Below are 21137 nucleotides of genomic sequence, written 5' to 3'. Positions count from 1 at the left end.
CGGGCGCGCGCTATTTCCATTCGCTGCGCCTGCTGCAGCGGGTGAAGGAGCTCGACCCGACGATCTTCACCAAGTCCGGCATCATGGTCGGCCTCGGCGAGGAGCGGAACGAGGTGCTTCAGCTGATGGACGATCTGCGCTCGGCCGAGGTCGATTTCATGACGATCGGCCAGTATCTCGCGCCTTCGCGCAAGCACCATGCCGTGATCCGCTTCGTCACGCCTGACGAGTTCAAGAGCTTCGAGACCATCGCCTATGCCAAGGGCTTCCTGATGGTGTCCTCGACGCCGCTGACCCGCTCCTCGCATCATGCCGGCGAGGATTTCGCCCGGCTGCGTGCGGCGCGCGATGCCCAGATCGGTATCGGCCACAACCGCCGCGGCTGAGAAGGCACCTCTTCGATGCCGATGTTCAACAGCACCCGCCGGGTGACGCACTCGCCCGAGCAGATGTTCGCGCTCGTCGCCGATGTCGAGAAATATCCGCAGTTCCTGCCGCTCTGCGAGGGGCTGACGGTGCGCCGGCGCACGCCGCGCGAGGGCGGTGGCGAGGTGCTGCTGGCCGATATGACCGTCGGTTACAAGGCAATCCGCGAGACCTTCACCAGCCGCGTCACGCTCGATCCGGCCAATCTCAAGATCCTCGTCGAATATGTCGACGGGCCGTTCCGCCATCTGGAGAACCGCTGGACCTTCAAGCCGCATGAGACGGGCTGCGAAATCGGCTTCTTCATCACCTACGAATTCGCCAGCCGCATGCTCGGCCTGCTGATGGGCACAATGTTCGACAAGGCTTTCCACAAATTCTCGGAAGCCTTCGCGCGCCGGGCCGATCTCGTCTATGGGCGGGGCGAAGCACCGGCACTCGGCGCCTGAGGGGCAGGGGCAGTCAAAACCGTCTCGCGCAGCAGGTCCAGCACTTCCAGCACGCTGAGGCGGCGGATTTCGTCGCGCGATTGCTCGCCGAAGCGGCGCTCGCGATGGCGGGTGCCGGAAGGGCCGGCGCAGGCGAAATGGACCAGCCCGACCGGCTTCTCGACACTGCCGCCGCCGGGGCCGGCGACACCCGTGATCGAGACCGCGAAGGTTGCGTTGAGGCGCTCGCGCCCGCCTTCCGCCATGGCGCGCGCCACCGACTCGCTGACGGCGCCGTGCTGTGCGATCAGCGCGGCAGGCACGCCGGCGAGCGCGGATTTGGCTTCATTGGAATAGGTGATCAGGCCACCCAGGACCATCGCGGACGAGCCAGCGATGGCGGTCAGCGCGCCGCAGACCAGGCCGCCGGTACAGGATTCGACCGTCGCGACGGTGAAGCCGCGTTCCAGGCTCCTGTTCAGCAACTCGGCCGCGAGCGAGCGGATGCCAGGATCGAACATGGCTAGTCCTCCTCGGGCAGCCGGATCGTTGCCGTCCCAAATGCGACGAGGCCCTCGCGTCGCCCGGTGAAGCCCATGCGCTCCGAGGTCGTTGCCTTGATCGCGACCTTGCCGAGCGAGACGCCGGCGATGGCCGCGATCTCGGCGCGGATGGCCTCGCGATGCGGTCCGATTTTCGGGGCTTCGCAGACGACTGTGAGGTCGAGGAAGTCGATGCGCCCGCCGCGCTCGCGGACGCGCGCTGCCGCGAAGGCGAGGAACTGGGCTGAAGCCGCGCCGCGCCATTGCGGATCGCTCGGTGGGAAATGCGTGCCGATATCGCCATCCGCGAGCGCACCCAGCAGGGCATCGGTCAGGGCATGGAGCGCGACATCGCCATCGGAATGGGCGATGACGCCCTGGTCGTGCCCGATCCGGACGCCGCCCAGCCAGACATGGTCGCCCGGGCCGAAGGCATGAACATCGTAGCCGGTGCCGACACGCGTCACGAGCGCCTTGCCGGGATGTGCGGCGGCCCGCAAGAAATCGGCGGCATGGGTCAGCTTCACATTGGCCGGGTCGCCCTGGAATGTCGCGACCGGGTGGCCTGCCCATTCCATCAAGGCGGCATCGTCGGTGAAGCCATGCAGCAAGGCAGCCTCCGCCGCCTCATGGGCTTCCAGCAGCGGCTTGAAGCGGAAGGCCTGCGGTGTCTGGACGGTGACGAGCTGGTCGCGCGGCGGCGTTTCGGCGACATGGCCATCGGCGCTGGTGCGCTTCACGGTGTCGGTCACGGGCAGGGCCGGGATCGCGGCGATGGCGCCCGCGCCGAGCCGGTGGATCGCCGCGCTGATCTGGGCGCGCGAGACGAAGGGGCGAGCTGCATCATGGACCAGCACGATGCCGTCGAAGCCCTCGCGGGCAAGCGCAAGCAGGCCGCGCCGCACGGAGGCCTGGCGCGTCGCGCCACCGAGCGTCGGGGCTGCAAGCCGCGAACTGTCGATCCCGGCCATGGCATTGGTGTAGCGCGCCTCGTCGCCTTCGCCGATCACGACGGCGATGCGTTCGATCGCGGGCTCTGCCAGGAAAGGCAGCAGCGCATGGGCAAGAACCGGGCGGCCTTCGACGAGCCGATACTGCTTCGGCTCTCCCTCTCCGGCCCGCAGGCCACGGCCGGCCGCGACGAGCAGGGCGGCGACAGGCTGGAGCGCATCGGAGGGGCGGAACACGGCACTGGGTCCTGGCTGCAAAGAGGTCATGGGCGCATGCCATAACCAATTCTGTCGCGCAGGGGCAGGGGGTGCGACGCTGTTGCATTGCAGCATGTGCGCATAAGCGCTTGCGCTCTTGCAGCATTGTCCAATAAATATGCACATTGAGAAATGCCTTAAAAGCAGGCTTTGCCCTTTGGACATCGCAGGTATCCCGATCACGTCCCGCGCCTTCCTGGCGCCAATGTCTGGCGTGACCGACATCGTCATGCGCCGCCTTGCGGCGCGTCAGCATGCCGGAATCGTCGTGTCGGAGATGGTCGCGTCGGACGAGTTCGTCCGCGGCAGCGAGGAGGCGCGCATCCGGGCCGAAGGCGAGGGCGTGTCGCCGCATGTTGTCCAGCTTGCCGGCTGCGCCCCCTATTGGATGGGGGAAGCCGCGCGGCTGGCCGAGGCCAACGGCGCCGATATCGTCGATATCAACATGGGCTGCCCGGCCAAGAAGGTGACGGGCGGCTGGGCCGGTTCCGCCCTGATGCGCGATCTCGATCATGCGATCGCGCTGGTCGAAGCCGCGGTCGCCGCCACCAGCGTGCCGGTGACGGTCAAGATGCGTCTCGGCTGGGACGATGCCTCCCGCAACGCTCCCGAGCTTGCTCGCAGGGCGGTGGCGGCGGGCGCGCGGATGATCACGGTCCATGGCCGGACGCGCCAGCAATTCTACAAGGGCAAGGCCGATTGGCGGGCGATCGCGGCGGTGCGTGCCGCTGGCGATTTTCCGCTCGTCGCCAATGGCGACATCCATGATGTTGCGGATGCGCGGGACTGCCTCGCGCAGTCGGGCGCCGATTTCGTCATGGTGGGACGCGCGGCGCTCGGCCGGCCCTGGCTGGTCGGTGAGATCGGCGCGGCGCTCGACGGGCGTGCCTTCCGGCCATTGACGCTGGTCGAGAAGCTGGATCTGGCGCGCGAGCATTACGAGGGCTTGCTGGCCTTGATGGGCGTCGCGCATGGCGTGCGCCATGCCCGCAAGCATCTGGCGGCCTATGCGGATGACGCGGTTGCCGACGGCTGCGAACCCGATGCGGAATTGCGCCGCAGCCTCCTGACTTCAGACGAACCCCGACAGGTCCTGGCGGCTCTCTCGGGGCTGTTTTCGACCGACCGTAATCGCGAAGCGGCCTGACGCCGCAAGGAGCTGCCGATGACGGCGATGTTTGCCGACAAGGGGCTTGGAAGCCGCAGCACCTATCTGCTCGATCCGATCGAGGTCCAGGCGCTGACGGTGCTGCCGATGCCGGTGCTGGTGATCGGCGAGGGGCATGCCGTGCTCTACGCCAACACGGCAGCCGAGGACTTCTTCCAGTCGAGCGCGGCTCTGCTCAAGCGCCAGCGCATCGACGATCTCGTCGCCTTCGGCTCGCCCGTCCTCGGGTTGATCGAGGAGGTGCAGCGCCGCGGCGCCAGCGTCAGCGAATATCGCCTCGATCTCGGTACGCCCCGCCTCGGAACCGATCATATCGTCGATGTCTTTGCCTCTCCCTTGCCCAGCCAGGGCGATGCGGTCGTGCTGATGCTGCAAGAACGGACAATTGCCGAAAAAATGGACAGGCAATTGACGCATCGCGGGGCAGCCCGCTCGATCACCGCGCTCGGTGCCATGCTGGCCCACGAGATCAAGAATCCGCTTTCCGGTATCCGGGGCGCGGCGCAGCTGCTCGAAGGTTCGATCTCCGACGATGACCGGATGCTGACGCAGCTGATCTGCGACGAGACCGACCGGATCGTGAAGCTGGTCGAGCGCGTCGAATTGTTCGGCGACGAGCGGCCGAGCGAGCGCGACGCGGTCAATGTCCATGACGTGCTCGACCATGTGAAGCGCCTCGCTCAGTCCGGGTTCGCCCGGCATATCCGCTTCACCGAGGCCTACGATCCGTCCCTGCCGCCGGTCGCCGGCAATCGCGACCAGCTCGTCCAGGTGCTGCTCAACCTCGTCAAGAATGCCGCCGAGGCGATCGGCGAGCACGCGATCGACGGCGAGATCACGCTGACGACCGCCTACCGCCCCGGCATTCGCCTGCAGGTGCCCGGATCCTCGGAGCGTATCGCGCTGCCCCTCGAGATCGGCGTGCGCGATAACGGGCCGGGTGTGCCCTCCGATCTGGTGCAGCACCTGTTCGATCCCTTCGTCACGACCAAGGCCCAGGGAAGTGGCCTTGGACTTGCACTTGTCGCCAAGGTGATCGGCGATCACGGCGGAATCGTCGAATGCGAGTCCGTTCCGCGCCGGACGCATTTCAGGATCCTCCTGCCCCTGCACCAGCTCAGGTCGGGGCAGGCAACGTAAAGGCCTCAAGCAACACATGCCGACCGGTCACATCCTCGTCGCCGACGACGACGCCGCGATCCGCACCGTCCTCAACCAGGCGCTTGCGCGGGCGGGCTACGAAGTCCGGACCACCGGCCAGGCCGCCACCCTCTGGACCTGGGCTGCCCAGGGACTGGGCGACCTGATCATCACCGATGTCGTGATGCCGGACGGGAACGCCTTCGACCTGCTGCCGCGCATCAAGCGCGTGCGGCCCGAACTGCCGATCATCGTGATGAGCGCGCAGAACACCTTCATGACGGCGATCAAGGCCTCCGAACGCGGCGCCTACGAATATCTGCCCAAGCCCTTCGACCTGAAGGAGCTCGTCGCCATCGTCGGCCGGGCGATGTCGCGCCCCCGCGGCGAAACGGCCCGTGGCCACGCGGCCGAGCCTGAGGATATTCCGCTGATCGGCCGCTCGCCGGCGATGCAGGATGTCTATCGCGCACTGGCGCGCCTGATGCCGATCGACCTGACCGTGATGATCAATGGCGAATCCGGCACCGGCAAGGAACTGGTGGCGCGTGCCCTTCACGACTACGGCAAGCGCAAGAACGGCCCCTTCGTCGCGATCAACATGGCGGCGATCCCGAAGGACCTGATCGAATCAGAATTGTTCGGCCACGAGAAGGGCGCCTTCACCGGAGCTCTGACGCGCTCGTCCGGTCGCTTTGAGCAGGCTGAAGGCGGCACGCTCTTCCTCGACGAGATCGGCGATATGCCGATGGAGGCGCAGACCCGCCTGCTGCGCGTGCTCCAGCAGGGCGAATACACAACGGTCGGCGGGCGCACCCCGATCAAGACCAATGTCCGCATCGTCGCCGCGACCAACAAGGATCTGCGCATCTCGATCGCGCAGGGGCTGTTCCGCGAGGATCTGTTCTTCCGGCTGAACGTCGTGCCGATCCGCCTGCCGCCCCTGCGCGAGCGCATCGAAGACATTCCGGACCTCGTCCGCCATTTCTTCTCGCTGGTCGAGAAGGAGGGCCTGCCGCGAAAGCAGGTCGATTCGGAAGCGATGGACGTGATGCGCCAGTACCGCTGGCCCGGAAACGTCCGCGAGCTGGAGAATCTGGTCCGGCGCCTGGCGGCGCTCTATCCGCAGGAGACGATCACCGCGCCGATCATCGAGGCCGAATTGCAGCCGGCAGCGGTGGGGCCCGGTTTCGCGAACAGCCCCGCGGCCTCGCTCGAGCGGGCGGAAACGCTGTCCGGCTCCGTCGAGCGCCATCTCGGCCAGTATTTCGGCGGCTTCGGCGACAATATCCCGCCGCCGGGGCTCTATCATCGCATCCTGCGTGAGATCGAGCCGCCTTTGATCGCGGCGGCATTGGCCGCGACGCGTGGCAACCAGATTCGCGCAGCCGAGCTTCTCGGCCTCAATCGCAACACGCTGCGCAAGAAGATTCGCGAACTCGACATGCAGGTGGTGCGCTCGCCGCGCTGAGACGAGGCCGTTTCCGCCTTGTGGATGTCATATTTTGACAACACCGTTGCGGCGGCGCATCAGTGGCGCCCCGCAGGCGTGATCGCTCCGCGATCCCTGTCACATCGGAGTTGTCGGGAAACGTGTCCGCTTCTGTCAACGAAGCCAGAATGATGCCGCGCGGCGAGGAGAAATCCCGCCGCGTCTCGGGCTGGGTCGGCGGAATCGTCGTCGCGCTGGCGCTGGTCTCGGCGCTGCTCACCTTCCTCGTTTTGTCCGGTGCGACGCCGATCGCGCCCGTGCACGAGGTCGTGGTCGGCGTCTTCGTGCTCAACGCCTTGCTGATCCTGGTGCTGATCGTCATCGTCGCGATCGAGGCCGCGGTGCTGATCCGCGCGCGCAAGGCAGGCGCGGCTGCGGCGGGGCTTCATGTCCGCATCGTCGGCCTGTTCAGCATCATCGCTGCCTTGCCGGCGGTCCTCGTCGCCATCATCGCCACGATCACGATCGAGCGCGGCCTGGAGCCGTGGTTCTCCGACCGGATGCGTGATGCGATCTTCAAATCGGTCGAGGTGGCCGATGCCTATGCCGCCAGCCAATGCCGCTCGCTGGGGCGAGAGATTCGGATTCTCGCCGACGACCTGAGCCGGGCGAAACCCGCCTTCGATGTCGACCGCAAATGGTTCGAGAACTTCCTGACGACGCGCGCGACAGCGCTTGGCGTGCCCGTCGCCGCGATCATGCAGCCGCCCGACAAGGTGATCGTGCGGGCCAATATCAACGTGCTGCGCGATCCGCCCATGCCTGATCAGGCAGCCTTCGATGACGCCAAATCCGCGCCTGAGCCGATCTGTGTCATCCCGCGGACGGGAACGGTGTTTGGCGCCGTGATGAAGCTGCCCAGCTATGACAACAGCTTCCTGCATGTCGCGCGCGAGGTCGATCCGCTCGCCGTCGAGTTCCCCTCGGTCGCGCGTGGCGCCGCCGTCGAGTATCTCTCGATCGATGCGCGGCGGAAGGGTGTCCAGATCGCCTTCGCCTCGATGTACGGGCTGATCGCGCTGATCCTGCTGCTCTCGGCGATCTGGCTGGGCCTGAGCTTTGCCAATGGCCTCGTCGCGCCGATCCGGCGGATGATCGACGCGACGGATCAAGTCTCGAGCGGCAATTTCTATGTCCAGGTCCCGATCCGACGATCGGAGGGCGATCTCGCCCATCTCGGCGAGACCTTCAACAAGATGACGGCGGAGCTGCGCCGGCAGCGCGACAGCCTGGTGACGGCGAGCGAGGTCATCGACCGGCGCCGGCGCTTTACCGAGACGGTGCTCTCCGGTGTCTCATCTGGTGTGCTGAGCCTCGACGGCGACGGGCATATCACCACGATCAACCGCTCGGCCGAGAGCCTGCTGGGCACGGGCGGCCGCCTGCTCGGCCGGCCGATCGCCGAGATCGCGCCTGAAGTTGCAGGCTTCGTCACGGATGCCCTGCAGAACCGGCAGCGTCAGAGTTCGGGGCAAGTGGCCTTCACCCGCGCGGGCCAGGACCGGATGGTCAATATCCGCGCCGTCCGGGAAGGCGAGGGGATCGGCGCCGGTCTCGTGGTGACGCTCGACGACATCACCGACCTCGTCTCTGCCCAGCGTACGGCGGCCTGGGCCGATGTCGCTCGCCGGATCGCGCACGAGATCAAGAACCCGCTGACGCCGATCCAGCTTTCGGCCGAGCGCATCAAGCGCCGTTTCGGTCGCGTCATCACCGAGGGTAAGGACGTCTTCGACCAGTGCACCGACACGATCGTGCGGCAGGTCGAAGATATCCGGCGCATGGTGGACGAGTTCTCCTCCTTCGCGCGCATGCCCAAGCCGTCGCTGGCTCGCGAGGACATCGTCGAGACAGTCCGTCAGACCGTCTTCCTCTGGCGCGTCGGCAATCCCGAAACGACCATCGTGGATTCGCTGCCCGAAGAGCCCGTATCGGCACGTTTCGACCGGCGGCTGATCTCGCAGGCTTTGACCAACGTCATCAAGAACGCGACGGAAGCGATCGAGGCCGTGCCGGCCGAGGAGCGTGGGCAGGGCCGCATCGATGTCCGGATGGCGCGCCACGACGATGGCCGCGTCGTCATCGATATCATCGACAACGGCAAGGGCCTGCCGGCGGATCAGCGTCAGAAGCTGCTCGAGCCCTATATGACGACGCGCGAGGGCGGGACGGGCTTGGGTCTCGCCATCGTCGGCAAGATCCTGGAGGACCATGGCGGCGGCATCGAATTGCTCGACCGCCCGGATGCCGCCAGCGGTGCACGGGGGGCGCGCATCCGCCTCTGGTTCCCCGAGACAGGTCCGGCGCAGGACGCTGTGGGCGACGATGCGGCCGCCCAGCCGGACAACGGCATGCGCAACACGGATGATTCGAAGAATGGGATACGCCTATGAGCGCTGACATCCTGGTAGTGGACGACGAAGTCGATATCCGCGATCTGGTCGCCGGCTTGCTGGAAGACGAGGGCTACCGGACCCGCAAGGCCGGCTCGGCCGACGAGGCCCTGGCCGCGATTGCGTCGCGCCGGCCGAATCTGGTCTTCCTCGACATCTGGCTGCAGGGCAGTCGGCTCGACGGCTTGCAGGTGCTAGAGCTGATCAAGGAGAACCACCCGGACCTCGCGGTGGTGATGATCTCCGGCCACGGCAACATCGAGACGGCGGTCTCGGCGATCAAGAGCGGCGCCTACGACTTCATCGAGAAGCCGTTCAAGGCCGATCGGCTGGTGCTGGTCGCCGAGCGCGCGCTCGAAGCGTCGCGCCTGCGCCGCGAGGTCCGTGAGCTCAAGACCCGCTCGGTCCAGGCCGACCGCATCGTCGGCCGCACCACGGTCGTCAACCAGCTCCGCCAGACGATCGAGCGCGTCGCGCCGACCAATGCGCGCGTGCTGATCACCGGTGAGCCCGGCTGCGGCAAGGAACTGGCGGCGCGTACGCTGCACGAGGCCTCGACCCGGTCGAGCGGGCCGTTCGTCGTGATCAATGCGGCGACGATCACGCCCGAGACGATGGAGGAGGAGCTGTTCGGCGTCGAGGGCGGCGACGGGCGCTCGCGCCGGATCGGTGCGCTCGAGGAAGCGCATGGCGGCTCGCTCTATATCGATGAGATCGGCGACATGCCGCGCGAAACGCAGAACCGCATCCTGCGCGTGCTGGTCGACCAGAACTTCCAGCGCGTCGGCGGCGCGACGCGCGTCCATGTCGACGTCCGCGTCATCTCCTCGTCGAGTCGCGACCTGGCGCAGCTCATTGCCGACGGGCATTTCCGCGAGGACCTCTATCACCGCCTCAGCGTCGTGCCGATCAAGGTGCCGCCGCTCTCGGAGCGGCGCGAGGACGTGCCGGAGCTGATCGAGTTCTTCATGGACCAGATCTCGGTCGCCAGCGGCCTGCCCAAGCGCCAGATCGGCAGCGATGCGATGGCCGTGCTGCAATCGCATGAATGGCCGGGCAACATCCGGGAGCTGCGCAACAATGTCGAGCGCCTGATGATCCTGACCAAGGGCGATCCTACCGCCGAGGTGACGATCGAGATGCTGCCGGCCGAGGTCGGTGCCATGGTGCCGACGACGCCGTCCGGCTCCGGCGGCGAGCGCCTCATGAGCCTGCCGCTGCGCGACGCGCGCGAGATCTTCGAGCGCGAATACCTGATCGCCCAGATCGCGCGCTTCTCCGGCAATATCTCGCGCACGGCCGAGTTCATCGGCATGGAGCGCTCGGCGCTGCATCGCAAGCTGAAGTCGCTCGGCGTCGGCTAGCATTGCGTAAAAGGTCGAAGCCGCTTTTCGCAAGAGCGGTGTGTCAGTGTGAGAAACGGTCGCTTCGTCCTTTGACGGAAACGTCGGAGGCGAGGCGATCGGAGGCCGTCAGGCGTGGCGTGCATGCCCAATTGCACAAGACGCAGGCGGCATGCATCTAAAGTCGGCGTTGCTGCACTTGCGTTACGGGCGAAGACGACGATCTAATGCGACATCGGTGTTCCGACGCTGGTGGAATGCGCCGCCGGCCCGAAACGGAACGAACTGGATCGCTGGCTGTAATCCGATCGGCGATCCCAACAACAGGGACTACCCATGGCCGCCGAGCGGGCTCAAAATCTCCAGGACACTTTCCTCAACCATGTGCGGAAGCAGAAGATTCCGCTGACGATCTTCCTCGTCAACGGCGTGAAGCTGCAAGGCGTCGTCACCTGGTTCGACAATTTCTGCGTGCTGCTGCGCCGTGACGGTCACTCGCAGCTGGTCTACAAGCACGCGATCTCGACCATCATGCCCGGCCATCCCGTGCAGCTGTTCGAACCCGAGGAAACGGACAAGAACTGATTTGGCGACAAGCCACAAGGACGACAAGGATCGGGCGGCCACGCGCGTCACTGGCGCGAAGCCGCTCGACGAGATCGAACGCGACATCGCGGCGAATACGCGTGCCTTCGTCGTCGGGCCCTATCTGCAGAAGCGCGGCATCGCCGTCGATGCCAACCAGCGTTCCTTCGCGGCGCGGCTGGACGAGGCTGTCGGCCTCGCCGCGGCGATCGACCTGACGGTCGTCGAGCCGGTGCAGGTGCTGCTGACCGCGCTCCGGCCGGCGACCTATCTCGGCAAGGGCAAGGTCGAGGAACTGGCCGAGCGCATCAAGCTCGAGGAGATCGGGCTCGTCGTGATGGACTGTGCGCTGTCGCCGGTCCAACAGCGCAATCTCGAGAAGGCCTTCGGCTGCAAGGTCATCGACCGCACCGGCCTGATCCTCGAGATCTTCGGCCGGCGCGCGCGCACCAAGGAGGGCGCGCTTCAGGTCGAGCTCGCGCATCTCAACTACCAGAAGAGCCGGCTGGTGCGGTCCTGGACCCACCTTGAACGCCAGCGCGGCGGCTTCGGCTTCCTCGGCGGCCCCGGCGAAACCCAGATCGAAGCGGACCGGCGCATCATCCAGGAGCGCATGACCAAGATCGAGCGCGATCTGGAGAGCGTGAAACGCACGCGCTCGCTGCATCGCGCGAGCCGGAAACGCGTGCCTTATCCGATCGTTGCGCTGGTTGGTTACACCAATGCCGGAAAGTCGACGCTGTTCAACCGGCTGACCTCGGCCGAGGTTCTGGCGCAGGACATGCTCTTCGCCACGCTCGATCCGACGGCGCGCGCGATCAAGCTGCCGCATGGCGCGCGGATCATGCTCTCCGATACGGTCGGCTTCATCTCCGATCTACCGACGCAGCTCGTCGCCGCCTTCCGTGCCACGCTGGAAGACGCGATCGAGGCCGACGTGCTGCTGCATGTCCGCGACGTGGCCCATGAGGATACGCAGGCCCAGGCCGCCGACGTACAGGCGATTCTGCGCGATCTCGGCATCAATCCGGATGATGGCCAGCGTGTCATCGAAGTCTGGAACAAGGCGGATCTGCTCGACCCGGCCGAGCGCGAGCGCCAGCTCGGCATCGCGACGCTGCGGCCCGACGGTTCGCGCCCGGCCCTGGTCTCGGCGCTGACCGGGGAAGGCGTCGAGCGCCTGACCCGCGCGATCGAAACGCGGATCGCGTCGAGCCGGCCGGTCTACACGCTGGAGCTCGCGCCCGGAGACGGCAAGTCGCTGGCCTGGCTGCATGCCAATGGCGAAATCCTCGAGCGCGAGGACGGCGAGGATGGCGGGCTGAAGCTCGTCGTGCGCTTGCCACTGGAGCGGGAAGGGGCGTTCACGGCGCGTTTTCCCGAGGCTGAACGGCAGGGATAAGCCGTCGTCCATCACGAGCGTCATTCCCGGGCGGAGCGAAGCGCAGATCCGAGAAGCTCATGCCGGAATGGGCGCTCTTTCTTTTCCGAGATGGTCGGGTCAAGCCCGACCATGACGACGGTTGTCAGTCGGCGCTCTTCTCCCGCTTCTTCACCGCCTGCCAGAGCGCTTCCATCTCGTCGAGACTGGCATCCTTCGCGCCCCGGCCCTCGGCTTCCAAAGCCTCCTCGATCGCCTTGAAGCGGCGCTCGAACTTGGCGTTGGCGGCGGCGAGGCAGCCTTCCGGGTCGGCATCGGCGTGGCGGGCGAGATTGGCGACGACGAAAAGCAGGTCGCCGATCTCCTCATGGATCGCAGCCTTGTCACCGCCGGCGAGCGCCTCGTCGATCTCGGTCGTCTCCTCGCGGATCTTGTCGAGTACGAGGCGGGCATCGTTCCAGTCGAAGCCAACGGTGGAGGCGCGGGCCTGCAATTTCCAGGCGCGGGTGAGGGCGGGCAGGGTGTGCGGCACGCCGGCCAGGATGCCGCGCTCCTCAGTCTGCGGTGGCAGGCCGGCCGCTTCGCGAGCCGCCGCCTTGGCGGCCTTCTCCTGCGCCTTGATCCGGTGCCAGAGCACCTTCACCTCGGCGGGAGAGAGATCGCGCGCATCGCCGAAGACATGCGGATGCCGGCGGACCAGCTTGCTGGTGATCGCCTCGACCACGTCGGGAAAGGCGAAGGAGCCTTCCTCCTCGGCCATGCGGGCGTGGAACACGACCTGGAGCAGCAGATCACCAAGCTCGTCCTTGAGGTCGAGCTTGTCGCCGCGGGCGATCGCCTCGGCGACCTCATAGGCCTCCTCGACGGTGTAGGGCGCGACGGAGGCGAAGTCCTGCTCCAGGTCCCAGGGGCAGCCGGTTCCCGGCGTGCGCAGCGCGGCCATGATCTCGATCAGGCCGGCAATATCGCGAGAGGGCTTCAACGCTGGATGTCTCCGTGACGTCTGGCGGAGCATTGCGCGAAATGGAGAAACCGGCTTTCGCTGAGGCAATGCGCAAAACTGTGATCATCCTCCTCCCATGATTCAAGCCACCCCGTCCATGGCGGAAGCTCTGTTCGGTGCGACCTGGTTCCAGGATGACATCGACAACCTGATCGTCACCAATGTCGGCTCCTGGGTCGACGGCAATCGCGATTTCTCGGTTCGACGCCTGAACGCGAAGGGAACGACGCTGGTCAATCTGGCTGCCGAGTACAAGGCGACCGACAAGGTGACGGTGTTCGGCCGGATCGATAACCTGTTCGACAAGCGCTGGGAGAATCCGGTCGGCTTCCTCGTGTCGGGATTCGGCGTCTTCGGCGGTATCAAGGTGGCCTTCGGCGGATGAAACTGCCCGGTATCCAGCGGCGCCTCGGCGGCGCGTGCCTGATCGCCATCGCGCTTGCGGGCGCGATGGCATCGGCCGCGCGCAGTGCTGAGCTGCCGAAGCGCATCGTCTCGCTCAACATGTGCACGGACGAGCTCGTACTGCGCCTGGCCGATCCCGCGCATATCGCCTCGGTGACGTGGCTGTCGCAGGATCCGCGCAACGCCAACATGGCCGAGGCGGCGCGGCGGATACCGGCCAATCACGGCCTCGCCGAGGAGGTTCTGGGCTTCAGGCCCGATCTCGTCGTCGCCGGTGCCTATACGACACGCACGACGGCGGGACTGCTGAAACGCGTCGGCATCGCGGTCCGGGAATTCGGCGTTCCCCGCACGATCGCGGAGACGAAGACGCAGATCACCGAGATGGCCGATCTGCTTGGCGAGCCCGCGCGCGGACAGGCGCTCGCCGCCGAGATCGAGCAGCGCCTGCAGGCTCTTGCGGCCCGGCGGGTCGCGAGGCCGCTGCGGGCGATCGTGCTCCGTCCCAACGGCTTCACGGTGGGCCGGGGCTCGCTTGTCGACGAGATTCTGACCCGCGCCGGCCTCGTCAACATCGCCGCCGAACTGGGCGCCGAGAGCTACGGCCAGATCCCGCTCGAGACCGTGGTGCTAGGACGCGCCGAGCTCCTGATCCTGAACGACACGCCGGATGGCCCGCCTTCTCTGGCGCACGAGATCCTGCATCACCCGGTGATCACCGAGCTTGGAAACCGGCTGAGGCTCGTCGCCCTGCCGACACGGTTCTGGACCTGTGCCGGCCCGGGCGTAGTCGACGCGATCGAACTGCTGGTGCGCGCAGTGGAGGAGCAGCGATGACGCCGCATGCCTCGCTCGGCATCAGGCCGGCGTCGCTGCTGTCCCTGCTGGCACTTGCCGTGCTGGCGCTGGCGGCTGTCTCGTTGGCGGTCGGTTATGCGCCGTTGGCGCTCGGGCAGGCCGTGGCCGACTGGCTTGCAGGACAGAAGAGCCTGCCGGCGCTGGTGGTCTATGAACTGCGCCTGCCGCGCGCCTTGCTCGGCGCCCTCGTCGGTTTCAGCCTCGGCATGGCCGGCGCTGCGATGCAAGGGCTGTTGCGCAACCCCTTGGCCGAACCGGGCGTGATCGGCATCTCCAGCGCCGCCGCCTTTGGCGCCGTCCTCGCCTTCTACAGCGGGCTGTCCGCCAGCCTTGCGCTCGCCCTGCCGCTCGGCGGCATCGCGGGAGCGCTCGTGGCGACGGTGATCCTCTTCATCCTGCTCGGCCGCGGCGCCAGCACGACCACGCTGATCCTTGCCGGCGTCGCGCTCAACAGCTTTGCGGGTGCGGCGACGTCGCTCGCGCTCAATCTCGCGCCCAACCCCTACGCGACGCTGGAGATCGTGTTCTGGCTGATGGGCTCGCTGGCCGACCGGAGCATGAGCCATGTCTGGCTGGTGCTGCCGCCGATGCTCGCCGGCTGGCTCCTGATGGCCTCGACGGCGCCGGCCCTCGACGCGCTGAGTCTCGGCGAGGACACGGCTGCGAGCCTCGGTTTCGATCTCGTCTGGCTGCGGGCGAGATTGATCGGCGGCACGGCGCTCGCCGTCGGCAGCGCCGTCGCCGTGACAGGGGCGATCGGCTTTGTCGGACTGGTGGTGCCGCATCTGCTGCGCCCCCTGGTCGGGCACCGGCCCGGCCGCCTGCTCGTCGCCAGCGGCTTCGGCGGTGCCATCCTCGTGCTTGCGGCCGATATCGGAGTCCGGATCATGCCGGTCCGTCCGGAACTGAAGCTCGGCGTGGTGACGGCGCTGATCGGCGCGCCGTTCCTGTTCACGCTGGTGCAGCGTCTGCGCCGGGAGGTTTTGTGATGGCGATCACGGCTTCCGAAATTTCCGTTATGCTCGGTGGCAGGCCGGTCCTGCAGCAGGTCGACGCCCAGATCAGCCCCGGCGAGGTACTGGGGCTGATTGGCCCCAATGGCGCCGGCAAGACGACGTTGTTGCGTGTCCTCGCGGCCTTGCTCACGCCTGACCAGGGCAGGGTGGATCATGACGGGGCCTCGCTGCGCGAACTTGGGCGCGGCTCCCTGGCCCGCCGCGTCGCCTTTTTGGCTCAGGGCGGCGAGGCGCCGGCCTCGCTTTCCGTCGAGGCATTGGTCGGGCTCGGCAGGTTGCCGCATCGCCGCCCCTTCGCCCGAGCCGGTGAGGCCGACCGGCGAGCGGTCGCGCGGGCCTTGACGCTTTGTGATGCTACGGGGTTCGCGGCTCGTGCGGTCGGGACGCTTTCGGGCGGCGAGCGTCACCGCGTCCTGCTGGCGCGGGCGCTCGCGGTGGAGGCGCCCTATCTTCTGGCGGACGAGCCGCTGGCGGGCCTCGATCCGCAGCACCAGCTCGACACCTTGCAATTGCTGCGCCGGATCAGCGGCGAAGGAACCGGGGTGGTCGTCGTGCTGCACGACCTCACCTTGGCAGCCCGCTTCTGCGACCGGTTGCTGCTGCTCGACCGCGGCCAGCGGATCGCTGACGGATCGCCTGTGGAAGTCCTCGACGATAACCGGCTCGCAGAGGTCTTCGGCATCCATGCCCTGCGCGGGTCTCATGCCGGCGAGCCGTTCATCCTGCCCTGGGGCAGGAAGCTTGCCCGGTCCTGACCCTGGAAACGGATCCGGACCGTGTGAAATTTGCGGATATCCCGAGCCGCGCGCGTAGTCTGGATGAAACCCTGATCGGCTAAAGCATCGGGCTGAGTGCGCGATTCAGCCCAATGCTCTAGCCGTTGGCATGCCACTTCCCAAGCTCGACGATCAGCGTCAACAGCTCGCGCTGATTATGCGTCTTCGTCTTCGCGAAGGCCGCCTTCAGATGCGTCCTGGCGGTTCCGTATTGCAGGCCCAACCTGTCGGCGATCTCGACCATGGTTCCGCCGCCGCTCAGCGCCAGGGCGACGCGGATCTCCGAGGCTGTCAGCCGGAAGCGGCTTTGAAGCACGGCCCCTATGTCGCCGGCCTCCGACGTCAGTTCCCGGACCACGACCAAGGCCAGGGTCGTCGGCGAGTAGAAGGCGGCGGCTCCCCGGAACACGAGCGAGTTGAGATTCGGCGCGATCGGCAACGCCTGGATCGCAAGCCTCCTGTCCGTGCGGGAGATGACGAATTCGCTGGTCCCCGATGAGCCGATCATCCGGGAGCATGCGCGTCCGACAATGCCGTGGAGTTGGGTATTGATGTTCGGTTCGACGCCGATCAGGGCATCGTGCGCGCCTGTTCGGAAAGGATGCCTCGTTTCCAGAAGCCCCCTTGCGGCCCGGTTGGCGTCGATGAGCTTGCATTCGGCATTCACGAGAAAAGCCGGGTCGATCATGGTTTCCAACAGAGGCGATCCTTTGATGGAAGCAAGCGGGCGGGTCGTGACGCGGTTGCAGTCAAGCGCCCGGCGCAGCCGCGGGGCCAATGCATTGAGGATCACGCTCAACGGCTCATGCAGCGCGTCCGCCAGCCTGGGATCGTAATGCACGGCGAACTGTGCGAGGCGGCCGCGCTCCTGAGCCAGCTTCATGCCAGTGGCGAACTCGGCCTGTCCGATCGGCTTGAGCCAGTCATTGTAGAACTCGGTCCGCGACAACAGACGGTCCTCGATAAAGAGGTTCGATGGCACGGCCTTCGCCATCGGAATCTTCTGCCAGCTCGGAATCCACGGATTTATGGCGCCGTAATGCTTCATGTAAGCGTCGATGATGCTGTCGTCCCAGTTCAGCGCCAGCATCGGAAGCGGCGTGAGCATCGTTTCATCATGCGCCTGGAAGATGATTCTGGAACCTGGAACAAATTCCTGCAAGCGGCGGAACAAAACTTCCCAATGTTCAGGATCGAGAGCGGCTGCGGCGGCAAGTTCGCCGAGTTCATCGATGACCGATTGCGGCTCCTTGTGAACTCGCCATGTGTCTGCACGGGTTGAAGGCATGGCGCCCCCGCTGAAACCTCGCCTACCTCAAGGTAATCAGAACGGGGAGTGCAATTGCAAGGGCTTCGGCATTACCCATAGGCCGCATGGTGCCGAAGCGTTCTTCGAGGCCACCTTCCATGCGTGCCTGGGGATCGCCATCAGGCGATGGCAGGCTGTTTGCGTGTCCGGTTCCGACGGATAGGGAGCGCGGCATTGCCGGGCTTCACGATCAAATAGGCGAGCGCCTGGCCGAAAATTTCCGTGATTCGAGTCGCGTCCGTACTGGCTGTCGGCAGGACGATCCAAAGCAATGCCCAAGTCGCAATCACGACATCTCCACGCGCATCACCCCGAAGGGCGACAATTGACGAATTCGCCATGGTGCCGCATCAGCGACGAGCGGCTGGGGGGCTGTCTTGAATGCTGGATGCGCGTGAGTTCGGCGATGCGGTGGCGATGCTCTACGAGGCCGCCGCGGTGCCAGAGGTCTGGCCTACTGCGATCGCGCGGTTGGCGCAGATCGCGGGCTGCACCGGAGGGCTCCTGTTCGCCCATTCCGACCTTGGCACCAACTGGGTCACCTGCGAGAAATTCGCGCCGGTCTTCGAGCGCTTCATGGAACAGGGCTGGATGAACCGGAATGCCCGCATGGCTGGCTTGCTGGCGCATGGCGGGACCGGCTTCATCACCGATCATGACCTCTTCACCGACGAGGAGTTGGAGTGTGTTCCGCTCTATACGGATTTCATGCGCCCCGAAGGCTACGGCTGGGGAACGGCGACGCATGTCCGCGCCGCATCCGGGGAGAACATCGTCTTCACCCTGGAACGCAAATTCGACCTCGGCCCGGTGTCTCGTCGGGAGGTCGAGGTCCTGGACGGTATCCGCCCCCACCTGGCCCGGGCAGCGGTGCTGGCCTCCAAGCTTCAGATGCAACGCGCGCAAGCCAGTCTGGATTCCTTCGAACGGGCGGGATCGCCGGCCGCGCTGATCGGCGCCCAAGGCAACGTCACGGCGACGAATCCCAGCTTCGAAGCGCTTCTGGGGCAGGTCATCATCCGCGCCCGGAACAAGATCGCGCTGGAGGACGACCGCGCCAACAAGCTGATTCAGAAGGCGTTGGCGGACCTGGCTCGCGACCGCTTTGGCGATACCCGCTCGATCCCCGTTCCCCGGAGGGATGATAGCCCGGCCTTCATCCTCCATGTCCTGCCGATCCGGCGGCAGGCGCACGACATCTTTTCGCGAGCGCAGGCGATGCTGGTCGTCACGACGTCGGATCGGAGCATGCGGATCGAGACCTCTCTCCTCTGCGAACTCTATGATCTGACGCGGGCCGAGGCGACCGTGGCCAATCGGATTCTCGAAGGTCTTTCCGTCAACGAGATCGCGGGCGATCATCGCGTTTCCCGGGAGACCGTTCGATCCCAGGTTAAGAAGATCCTCGCCAAGACGGGATGTCGGTCGCAGGCAGATTTTGTTCGGAGGCTTGCGCCGCTGGCAAAATCACCGTGACGCGAAGAGCGCGCTGTCCGCGGCAGGACATTACTCCTGCCGGGTTGGCCGGTTTGATGGCTGGAGAGGCGGTGACAGCCGATCTCGCATCCCGACAACGTCGGGTGCATGTCCGTCCGCAGGGCGCTCATCGCAGACGCTGTTCCGCCAAGTCTGATGAGCCACTTGCCGTAGCCATCTCGCGCTTCGACAGGGCGGCACGGCACCGGAACGATCTGCGGATGATCTTCGAACGCGACTTTGTCCGGCCTCTCGCTCATAAAGGTCGCCGTCTGGCGGGAAGCTCCGATGATTCCAATCACGTCCTCGCTGGCTATCGACGAGAGCGAGATCGAAGAATCGTTCGTTCGTGCCTCGGGGCCCGGTGGTCAGCATGTCAATACGACCTCGACAGCCGTGCAATTGCGGTTCGATGCTCGTCGCTCGCCGTCCTTGCCGAATGATGTCGCCGTCCGGCTGATGAAGCTCGCTGGCAGCAAGCTGACGCAGGATGGCGTCATCGTCATCGTCGCGCAGACGCATCGCAGCCAGAAACGCAACCGCGAGGAAGCCGTGGAGCGGCTGCTGGAACTGATCCGGGCCGCCACGGTGCGCCCGCAGGTCCGGCGCGCGACGAAGCCGACCAAGGCCTCGAAGGAGCGCAGGTTGGCTTCCAAGGAGAAGCGCTCCGGCGTCAAGGCTGGCCGACAGAAGCCGGTATCCGATTAGCATGGCGGAGCAAGGCGACAGGCGAGGGCAGGGCGCGCGGCTGGCCCGGACACCGCGGCGGATCACGCCTGATTACCTCCAGCGCGCGGCGATGCACTATCTTGAGCGTTATTCCGCGCCGGCCGCGCAATTGCGCCGGGTGTTGGCGCGTAAGATCGCCTTGAGCTGCCGCCATCACGGCGAGGACCCGGCCCTGCACGAACCGGCGCTCAATGATGTCGTGGCGCGGTGCGTTTCGTCCGGACTGGCTGACGACCGGCGTTTCGCCGAGGCGAGGGCTGCAACGCTCCGGCGCCGTGGTCGTTCGGCACGGGCCGTCGCTGCATCGCTCGCCGCGAAAGGCGTGAGCCGCGAGCTTGCGGAAGGGGCCAGCAGCGTCGGCGACGAGGAAGAGCTGGCCGCGGCCCGGAAAGCCGCACGGCGCAAGCGACTCGGCCCATGGACACGCGGTGATCGGACCGCGAGCCGCCAGAAGGATCTCGCGGCGATGGCGCGGGCCGGCTTCACGGTCACGGTCGCCCGTGCCGTCATCGACGGCACAGGAGACGACGAGGCAAACGGCGGCATTCTGGCCTGAGGGACTGCCGAGCGTGCCCGTCAGGTGGGAATGCAACGATGCCTGATCGTATCCCATACCCCGTCCTGGCAGGGCACGGTCGCGAAATCGGTAAGAAGGACCACCGCCAACAGCGCGGCAAAAGCGGCCAACGCGACCGCAAGGGCGATGACAGCCAGCCTCATCAGGCTCCATCTCTCCCGCATCGGACGGCTCATTCAAGCCGGCGCCACAAGGGAAGGGGGCCGCAGCTCCGGTCTCACTCCAGCTTGACTTGCGCCTCCTTGACAACCTTGCCCCAGCGCTCGACCTCGGCCGTGACGAACTTGCCGAAATCATCGCCTGCCAGGGTCGGCATCGGCGAGCCGTTCTTTTTCCAGGCGGCCTCGATGGCGGGCGTCTTGAGGACCTTCTGCACCTCGTCGCGCATCCTGGACACGATCTCCGGAGACGTACCCTTGGGCGCCCAGAGCGCGTACCAGGTCGAGACCTCGAACCCCTCCAGGCCCGCCTCCTTGGCGGTTGGCACGTCGGGCACGGCGTCCGAGCGGGCGGGGGCGGCGACCGCGAGCGCCCGAAGCGTGCCGCTCTGGATCTGCGCGGCCGAGGAGCCGAGACCGTCGAACAGCAGGTCGACCTGGCCGGCGACCGTGTCCTGCAGGGCAGGGCCGGCGCCACGATAGGGCACATGGGTCAACTTCGTCTTGGTGGAGATCTGGAAGAGCTCGCCGGCGAGATGATGCGTCGTGCCGTTGCCGGCCGAAGCGAAGTTCAGCTTCTCGGGGTTCTTCCTGGCGAAATCGACAAGCTCGGCCACGGTCTTGGCCTGGACCTTGCCGGGGTTGACGACGATGACCTGCGGCGGCTGGGCGATGACGGCGATCGGGATGAAGTCGGTCTGGATGTTGTAGTCGAGCTTCGGAT

20 protein-coding genes and 1 pseudogene are annotated in these 21137 nt (G+C 66.3%); 16 read left to right on the top strand and 5 right to left on the bottom strand.

What is annotated here, in order from left to right:
* Together Q0Q02_RS19175 and Q0Q02_RS19170 are read left to right on the top strand one after the other, a co-directional pair.
* Positions 1 to 386 (top strand): annotated as a pseudogene (locus Q0Q02_RS19175) (lipoyl synthase); the annotation flags it as partial.
* Between the two features lie 15 nt (positions 387 to 401).
* A complete protein-coding gene (locus Q0Q02_RS19170) occupies positions 402 to 875 on the top strand; it encodes a type II toxin-antitoxin system RatA family toxin (protein WP_293800853.1) in 474 nt (157 codons plus the stop codon).
* On the opposite strand, the gene Q0Q02_RS19165 is transcribed toward Q0Q02_RS19170, so the two are convergent.
* Together Q0Q02_RS19165 and Q0Q02_RS19160 are read right to left on the bottom strand one after the other, a co-directional pair.
* Positions 839 to 1375, bottom strand: a complete 537-nt coding sequence (locus Q0Q02_RS19165; protein WP_293800851.1) for a CinA family protein — start codon at positions 1373 to 1375, stop codon at positions 839 to 841. The genes Q0Q02_RS19170 and Q0Q02_RS19165 overlap by 37 nt on opposite strands.
* 2 nt (positions 1376 to 1377) lie before the next feature.
* Positions 1378 to 2583 carry a bifunctional 2-C-methyl-D-erythritol 4-phosphate cytidylyltransferase/2-C-methyl-D-erythritol 2,4-cyclodiphosphate synthase gene (locus tag Q0Q02_RS19160; RefSeq protein ID WP_293800849.1) on the bottom strand — a complete coding sequence of 402 codons (1206 nt, stop codon included), beginning with the start codon at positions 2581 to 2583 and terminating at the stop codon, positions 1378 to 1380.
* Between the two features lie 139 nt (positions 2584 to 2722).
* On the opposite strand from Q0Q02_RS19160, the gene dusB reads away from it, so the two are divergent.
* The 7 genes from dusB (at position 2723) to hflX (ending at position 12127) form a co-directional block, all read left to right on the top strand.
* Positions 2723 to 3751 carry a tRNA dihydrouridine synthase DusB gene (gene dusB / locus Q0Q02_RS19155; RefSeq protein ID WP_293800847.1) on the top strand — a complete coding sequence of 343 codons (1029 nt, stop codon included), beginning with the start codon at positions 2723 to 2725 and terminating at the stop codon, positions 3749 to 3751.
* Between the two features lie 108 nt (positions 3752 to 3859).
* A complete protein-coding gene (locus Q0Q02_RS19150; RefSeq protein ID WP_293811786.1) occupies positions 3860 to 4912 on the top strand; it encodes an ATP-binding protein in 1053 nt (350 codons plus the stop codon).
* A gap of 16 nt (positions 4913 to 4928) precedes the next feature.
* Complete coding sequence (gene ntrC / locus Q0Q02_RS19145; RefSeq protein WP_293811783.1) at positions 4929 to 6383, top strand: nitrogen regulation protein NR(I); 1455 nt, start codon at positions 4929 to 4931, stop codon at positions 6381 to 6383.
* A 122-nt stretch (positions 6384 to 6505) separates the two neighbouring features.
* The gene (locus tag Q0Q02_RS19140; protein ID WP_293811781.1) at positions 6506 to 8797 is read left to right on the top strand and encodes a PAS domain-containing sensor histidine kinase; all 2292 of its coding nucleotides are present in this window, start codon (positions 6506 to 6508) and stop codon (positions 8795 to 8797) included.
* Positions 8794 to 10161 carry a sigma-54 dependent transcriptional regulator gene (locus Q0Q02_RS19135; protein WP_293811779.1) on the top strand — a complete coding sequence of 456 codons (1368 nt, stop codon included), beginning with the start codon at positions 8794 to 8796 and terminating at the stop codon, positions 10159 to 10161. The genes Q0Q02_RS19140 and Q0Q02_RS19135 overlap by 4 nt, the downstream gene beginning before the upstream one ends.
* Positions 10162 to 10476: 315 nt before the next feature.
* Positions 10477 to 10725 (top strand): RNA chaperone Hfq, encoded by a 249-nt coding sequence (gene hfq, locus Q0Q02_RS19130; RefSeq protein ID WP_038365847.1) that lies wholly within the window; start codon positions 10477 to 10479, stop codon positions 10723 to 10725.
* Between the two features lie 73 nt (positions 10726 to 10798).
* Positions 10799 to 12127, top strand: coding sequence for a GTPase HflX (hflX, locus tag Q0Q02_RS19125; RefSeq protein ID WP_293811785.1), 1329 nt, complete (start codon positions 10799 to 10801; stop codon positions 12125 to 12127).
* 124 nt (positions 12128 to 12251) lie between these two features.
* Here the strand turns inward: hflX and mazG are convergent, their stop codons facing one another.
* Positions 12252 to 13088 carry a nucleoside triphosphate pyrophosphohydrolase gene (gene mazG / locus Q0Q02_RS19120; RefSeq protein ID WP_293811777.1) on the bottom strand — a complete coding sequence of 279 codons (837 nt, stop codon included), beginning with the start codon at positions 13086 to 13088 and terminating at the stop codon, positions 12252 to 12254.
* A 97-nt stretch (positions 13089 to 13185) separates the two neighbouring features.
* On the opposite strand from mazG, the gene Q0Q02_RS19115 reads away from it, so the two are divergent.
* Genes Q0Q02_RS19115 through Q0Q02_RS19100 form a run of 4 tightly spaced genes read left to right on the top strand, consistent with a single transcriptional unit; the run spans position 13186 to position 16143 of the window.
* Positions 13186 to 13494: a TonB-dependent receptor gene (locus Q0Q02_RS19115; RefSeq protein ID WP_293811775.1), complete on the top strand. Its 309-nt coding sequence runs from the start codon at positions 13186 to 13188 to the stop codon at positions 13492 to 13494.
* Positions 13491 to 14351, top strand: a complete 861-nt coding sequence (locus Q0Q02_RS19110; protein WP_293811774.1) for an ABC transporter substrate-binding protein — start codon at positions 13491 to 13493, stop codon at positions 14349 to 14351. Before Q0Q02_RS19115 ends, Q0Q02_RS19110 begins: the two co-directional genes overlap by 4 nt.
* Positions 14348 to 15361: an iron ABC transporter permease gene (locus tag Q0Q02_RS19105; RefSeq protein ID WP_293811772.1), complete on the top strand. Its 1014-nt coding sequence runs from the start codon at positions 14348 to 14350 to the stop codon at positions 15359 to 15361. The genes Q0Q02_RS19110 and Q0Q02_RS19105 overlap by 4 nt, the downstream gene beginning before the upstream one ends.
* The gene (locus Q0Q02_RS19100) at positions 15361 to 16143 is read left to right on the top strand and encodes an ABC transporter ATP-binding protein (protein WP_293811770.1); all 783 of its coding nucleotides are present in this window, start codon (positions 15361 to 15363) and stop codon (positions 16141 to 16143) included. The genes Q0Q02_RS19105 and Q0Q02_RS19100 overlap by 1 nt, the downstream gene beginning before the upstream one ends.
* Before the next feature lie 118 nt (positions 16144 to 16261).
* Here Q0Q02_RS19100 and Q0Q02_RS19095 read toward each other — a convergent pair whose 3' ends face one another.
* The gene (locus Q0Q02_RS19095) at positions 16262 to 17452 is read right to left on the bottom strand and encodes a helix-turn-helix transcriptional regulator (RefSeq protein ID WP_293811768.1); all 1191 of its coding nucleotides are present in this window, start codon (positions 17450 to 17452) and stop codon (positions 16262 to 16264) included.
* A gap of 402 nt (positions 17453 to 17854) precedes the next feature.
* On the opposite strand from Q0Q02_RS19095, the gene Q0Q02_RS19090 reads away from it, so the two are divergent.
* The 3 genes from Q0Q02_RS19090 (at position 17855) to Q0Q02_RS19080 (ending at position 20234) form a co-directional block, all read left to right on the top strand.
* Positions 17855 to 18949 (top strand): helix-turn-helix transcriptional regulator, encoded by a 1095-nt coding sequence (locus tag Q0Q02_RS19090; protein ID WP_293811766.1) that lies wholly within the window; start codon positions 17855 to 17857, stop codon positions 18947 to 18949.
* A 288-nt stretch (positions 18950 to 19237) separates the two neighbouring features.
* On the top strand, positions 19238 to 19657 hold the full coding sequence (gene arfB, locus Q0Q02_RS19085; protein WP_293811764.1) for an alternative ribosome rescue aminoacyl-tRNA hydrolase ArfB: 420 nt from the start codon (positions 19238 to 19240) through the stop codon (positions 19655 to 19657).
* A gap of 1 nt (position 19658) precedes the next feature.
* On the top strand, positions 19659 to 20234 hold the full coding sequence (locus Q0Q02_RS19080) for a RecX family transcriptional regulator (RefSeq protein ID WP_293811762.1): 576 nt from the start codon (positions 19659 to 19661) through the stop codon (positions 20232 to 20234).
* A gap of 238 nt (positions 20235 to 20472) precedes the next feature.
* On the opposite strand, the gene Q0Q02_RS19075 is transcribed toward Q0Q02_RS19080, so the two are convergent.
* Positions 20473 to 21137: tripartite tricarboxylate transporter substrate binding protein (locus Q0Q02_RS19075; RefSeq protein WP_293811761.1), on the bottom strand; the 665-nt coding region annotated here is incomplete at its 5' end.

The sequence above is a fragment of the uncultured Allobosea sp. genome (genome assembly GCF_945956895.1).
Lineage (GTDB): Bacteria > Pseudomonadota > Alphaproteobacteria > Rhizobiales > Beijerinckiaceae > Allobosea.
The sequence above is the reverse complement of the archived record's forward strand: the minus strand, read 5'-3'. Positions and strand labels throughout refer to the sequence as shown.

What these genes read in the sequence shown, in the direction of transcription:
- Q0Q02_RS19170 (WP_293800853.1), top strand. Translation starts at nt 402, where the DNA reads ATGCCGATGTTCAACAGCACCCGCCGGGTGACGCACTCGCCCGAGCAG.
- Q0Q02_RS19165 (WP_293800851.1), bottom strand. Translation starts at nt 1,375, where the DNA reads ATGTTCGATCCTGGCATCCGCTCGCTCGCGGCCGAGTTGCTGAACAGG.
- dusB (WP_293800847.1), top strand. Translation starts at nt 2,723, where the DNA reads ATGCACATTGAGAAATGCCTTAAAAGCAGGCTTTGCCCTTTGGACATC.
- Q0Q02_RS19150 (WP_293811786.1), top strand. Translation starts at nt 3,860, where the DNA reads ATGCCGGTGCTGGTGATCGGCGAGGGGCATGCCGTGCTCTACGCCAAC.
- ntrC (WP_293811783.1), top strand. Translation starts at nt 4,929, where the DNA reads ATGCCGACCGGTCACATCCTCGTCGCCGACGACGACGCCGCGATCCGC.
- Q0Q02_RS19135 (WP_293811779.1), top strand. Translation starts at nt 8,794, where the DNA reads ATGAGCGCTGACATCCTGGTAGTGGACGACGAAGTCGATATCCGCGAT.
- hfq (WP_038365847.1), top strand. Translation starts at nt 10,477, where the DNA reads ATGGCCGCCGAGCGGGCTCAAAATCTCCAGGACACTTTCCTCAACCAT.
- Q0Q02_RS19115 (WP_293811775.1), top strand. Translation starts at nt 13,186, where the DNA reads ATGATTCAAGCCACCCCGTCCATGGCGGAAGCTCTGTTCGGTGCGACC.
- Q0Q02_RS19110 (WP_293811774.1), top strand. Translation starts at nt 13,491, where the DNA reads ATGAAACTGCCCGGTATCCAGCGGCGCCTCGGCGGCGCGTGCCTGATC.
- Q0Q02_RS19105 (WP_293811772.1), top strand. Translation starts at nt 14,348, where the DNA reads ATGACGCCGCATGCCTCGCTCGGCATCAGGCCGGCGTCGCTGCTGTCC.
- Q0Q02_RS19100 (WP_293811770.1), top strand. Translation starts at nt 15,361, where the DNA reads ATGGCGATCACGGCTTCCGAAATTTCCGTTATGCTCGGTGGCAGGCCG.
- Q0Q02_RS19095 (WP_293811768.1), bottom strand. Translation starts at nt 17,452, where the DNA reads ATGCCTTCAACCCGTGCAGACACATGGCGAGTTCACAAGGAGCCGCAA.
- Q0Q02_RS19090 (WP_293811766.1), top strand. Translation starts at nt 17,855, where the DNA reads ATGCTGGATGCGCGTGAGTTCGGCGATGCGGTGGCGATGCTCTACGAG.
- arfB (WP_293811764.1), top strand. Translation starts at nt 19,238, where the DNA reads ATGATTCCAATCACGTCCTCGCTGGCTATCGACGAGAGCGAGATCGAA.
- Q0Q02_RS19080 (WP_293811762.1), top strand. Translation starts at nt 19,659, where the DNA reads ATGGCGGAGCAAGGCGACAGGCGAGGGCAGGGCGCGCGGCTGGCCCGG.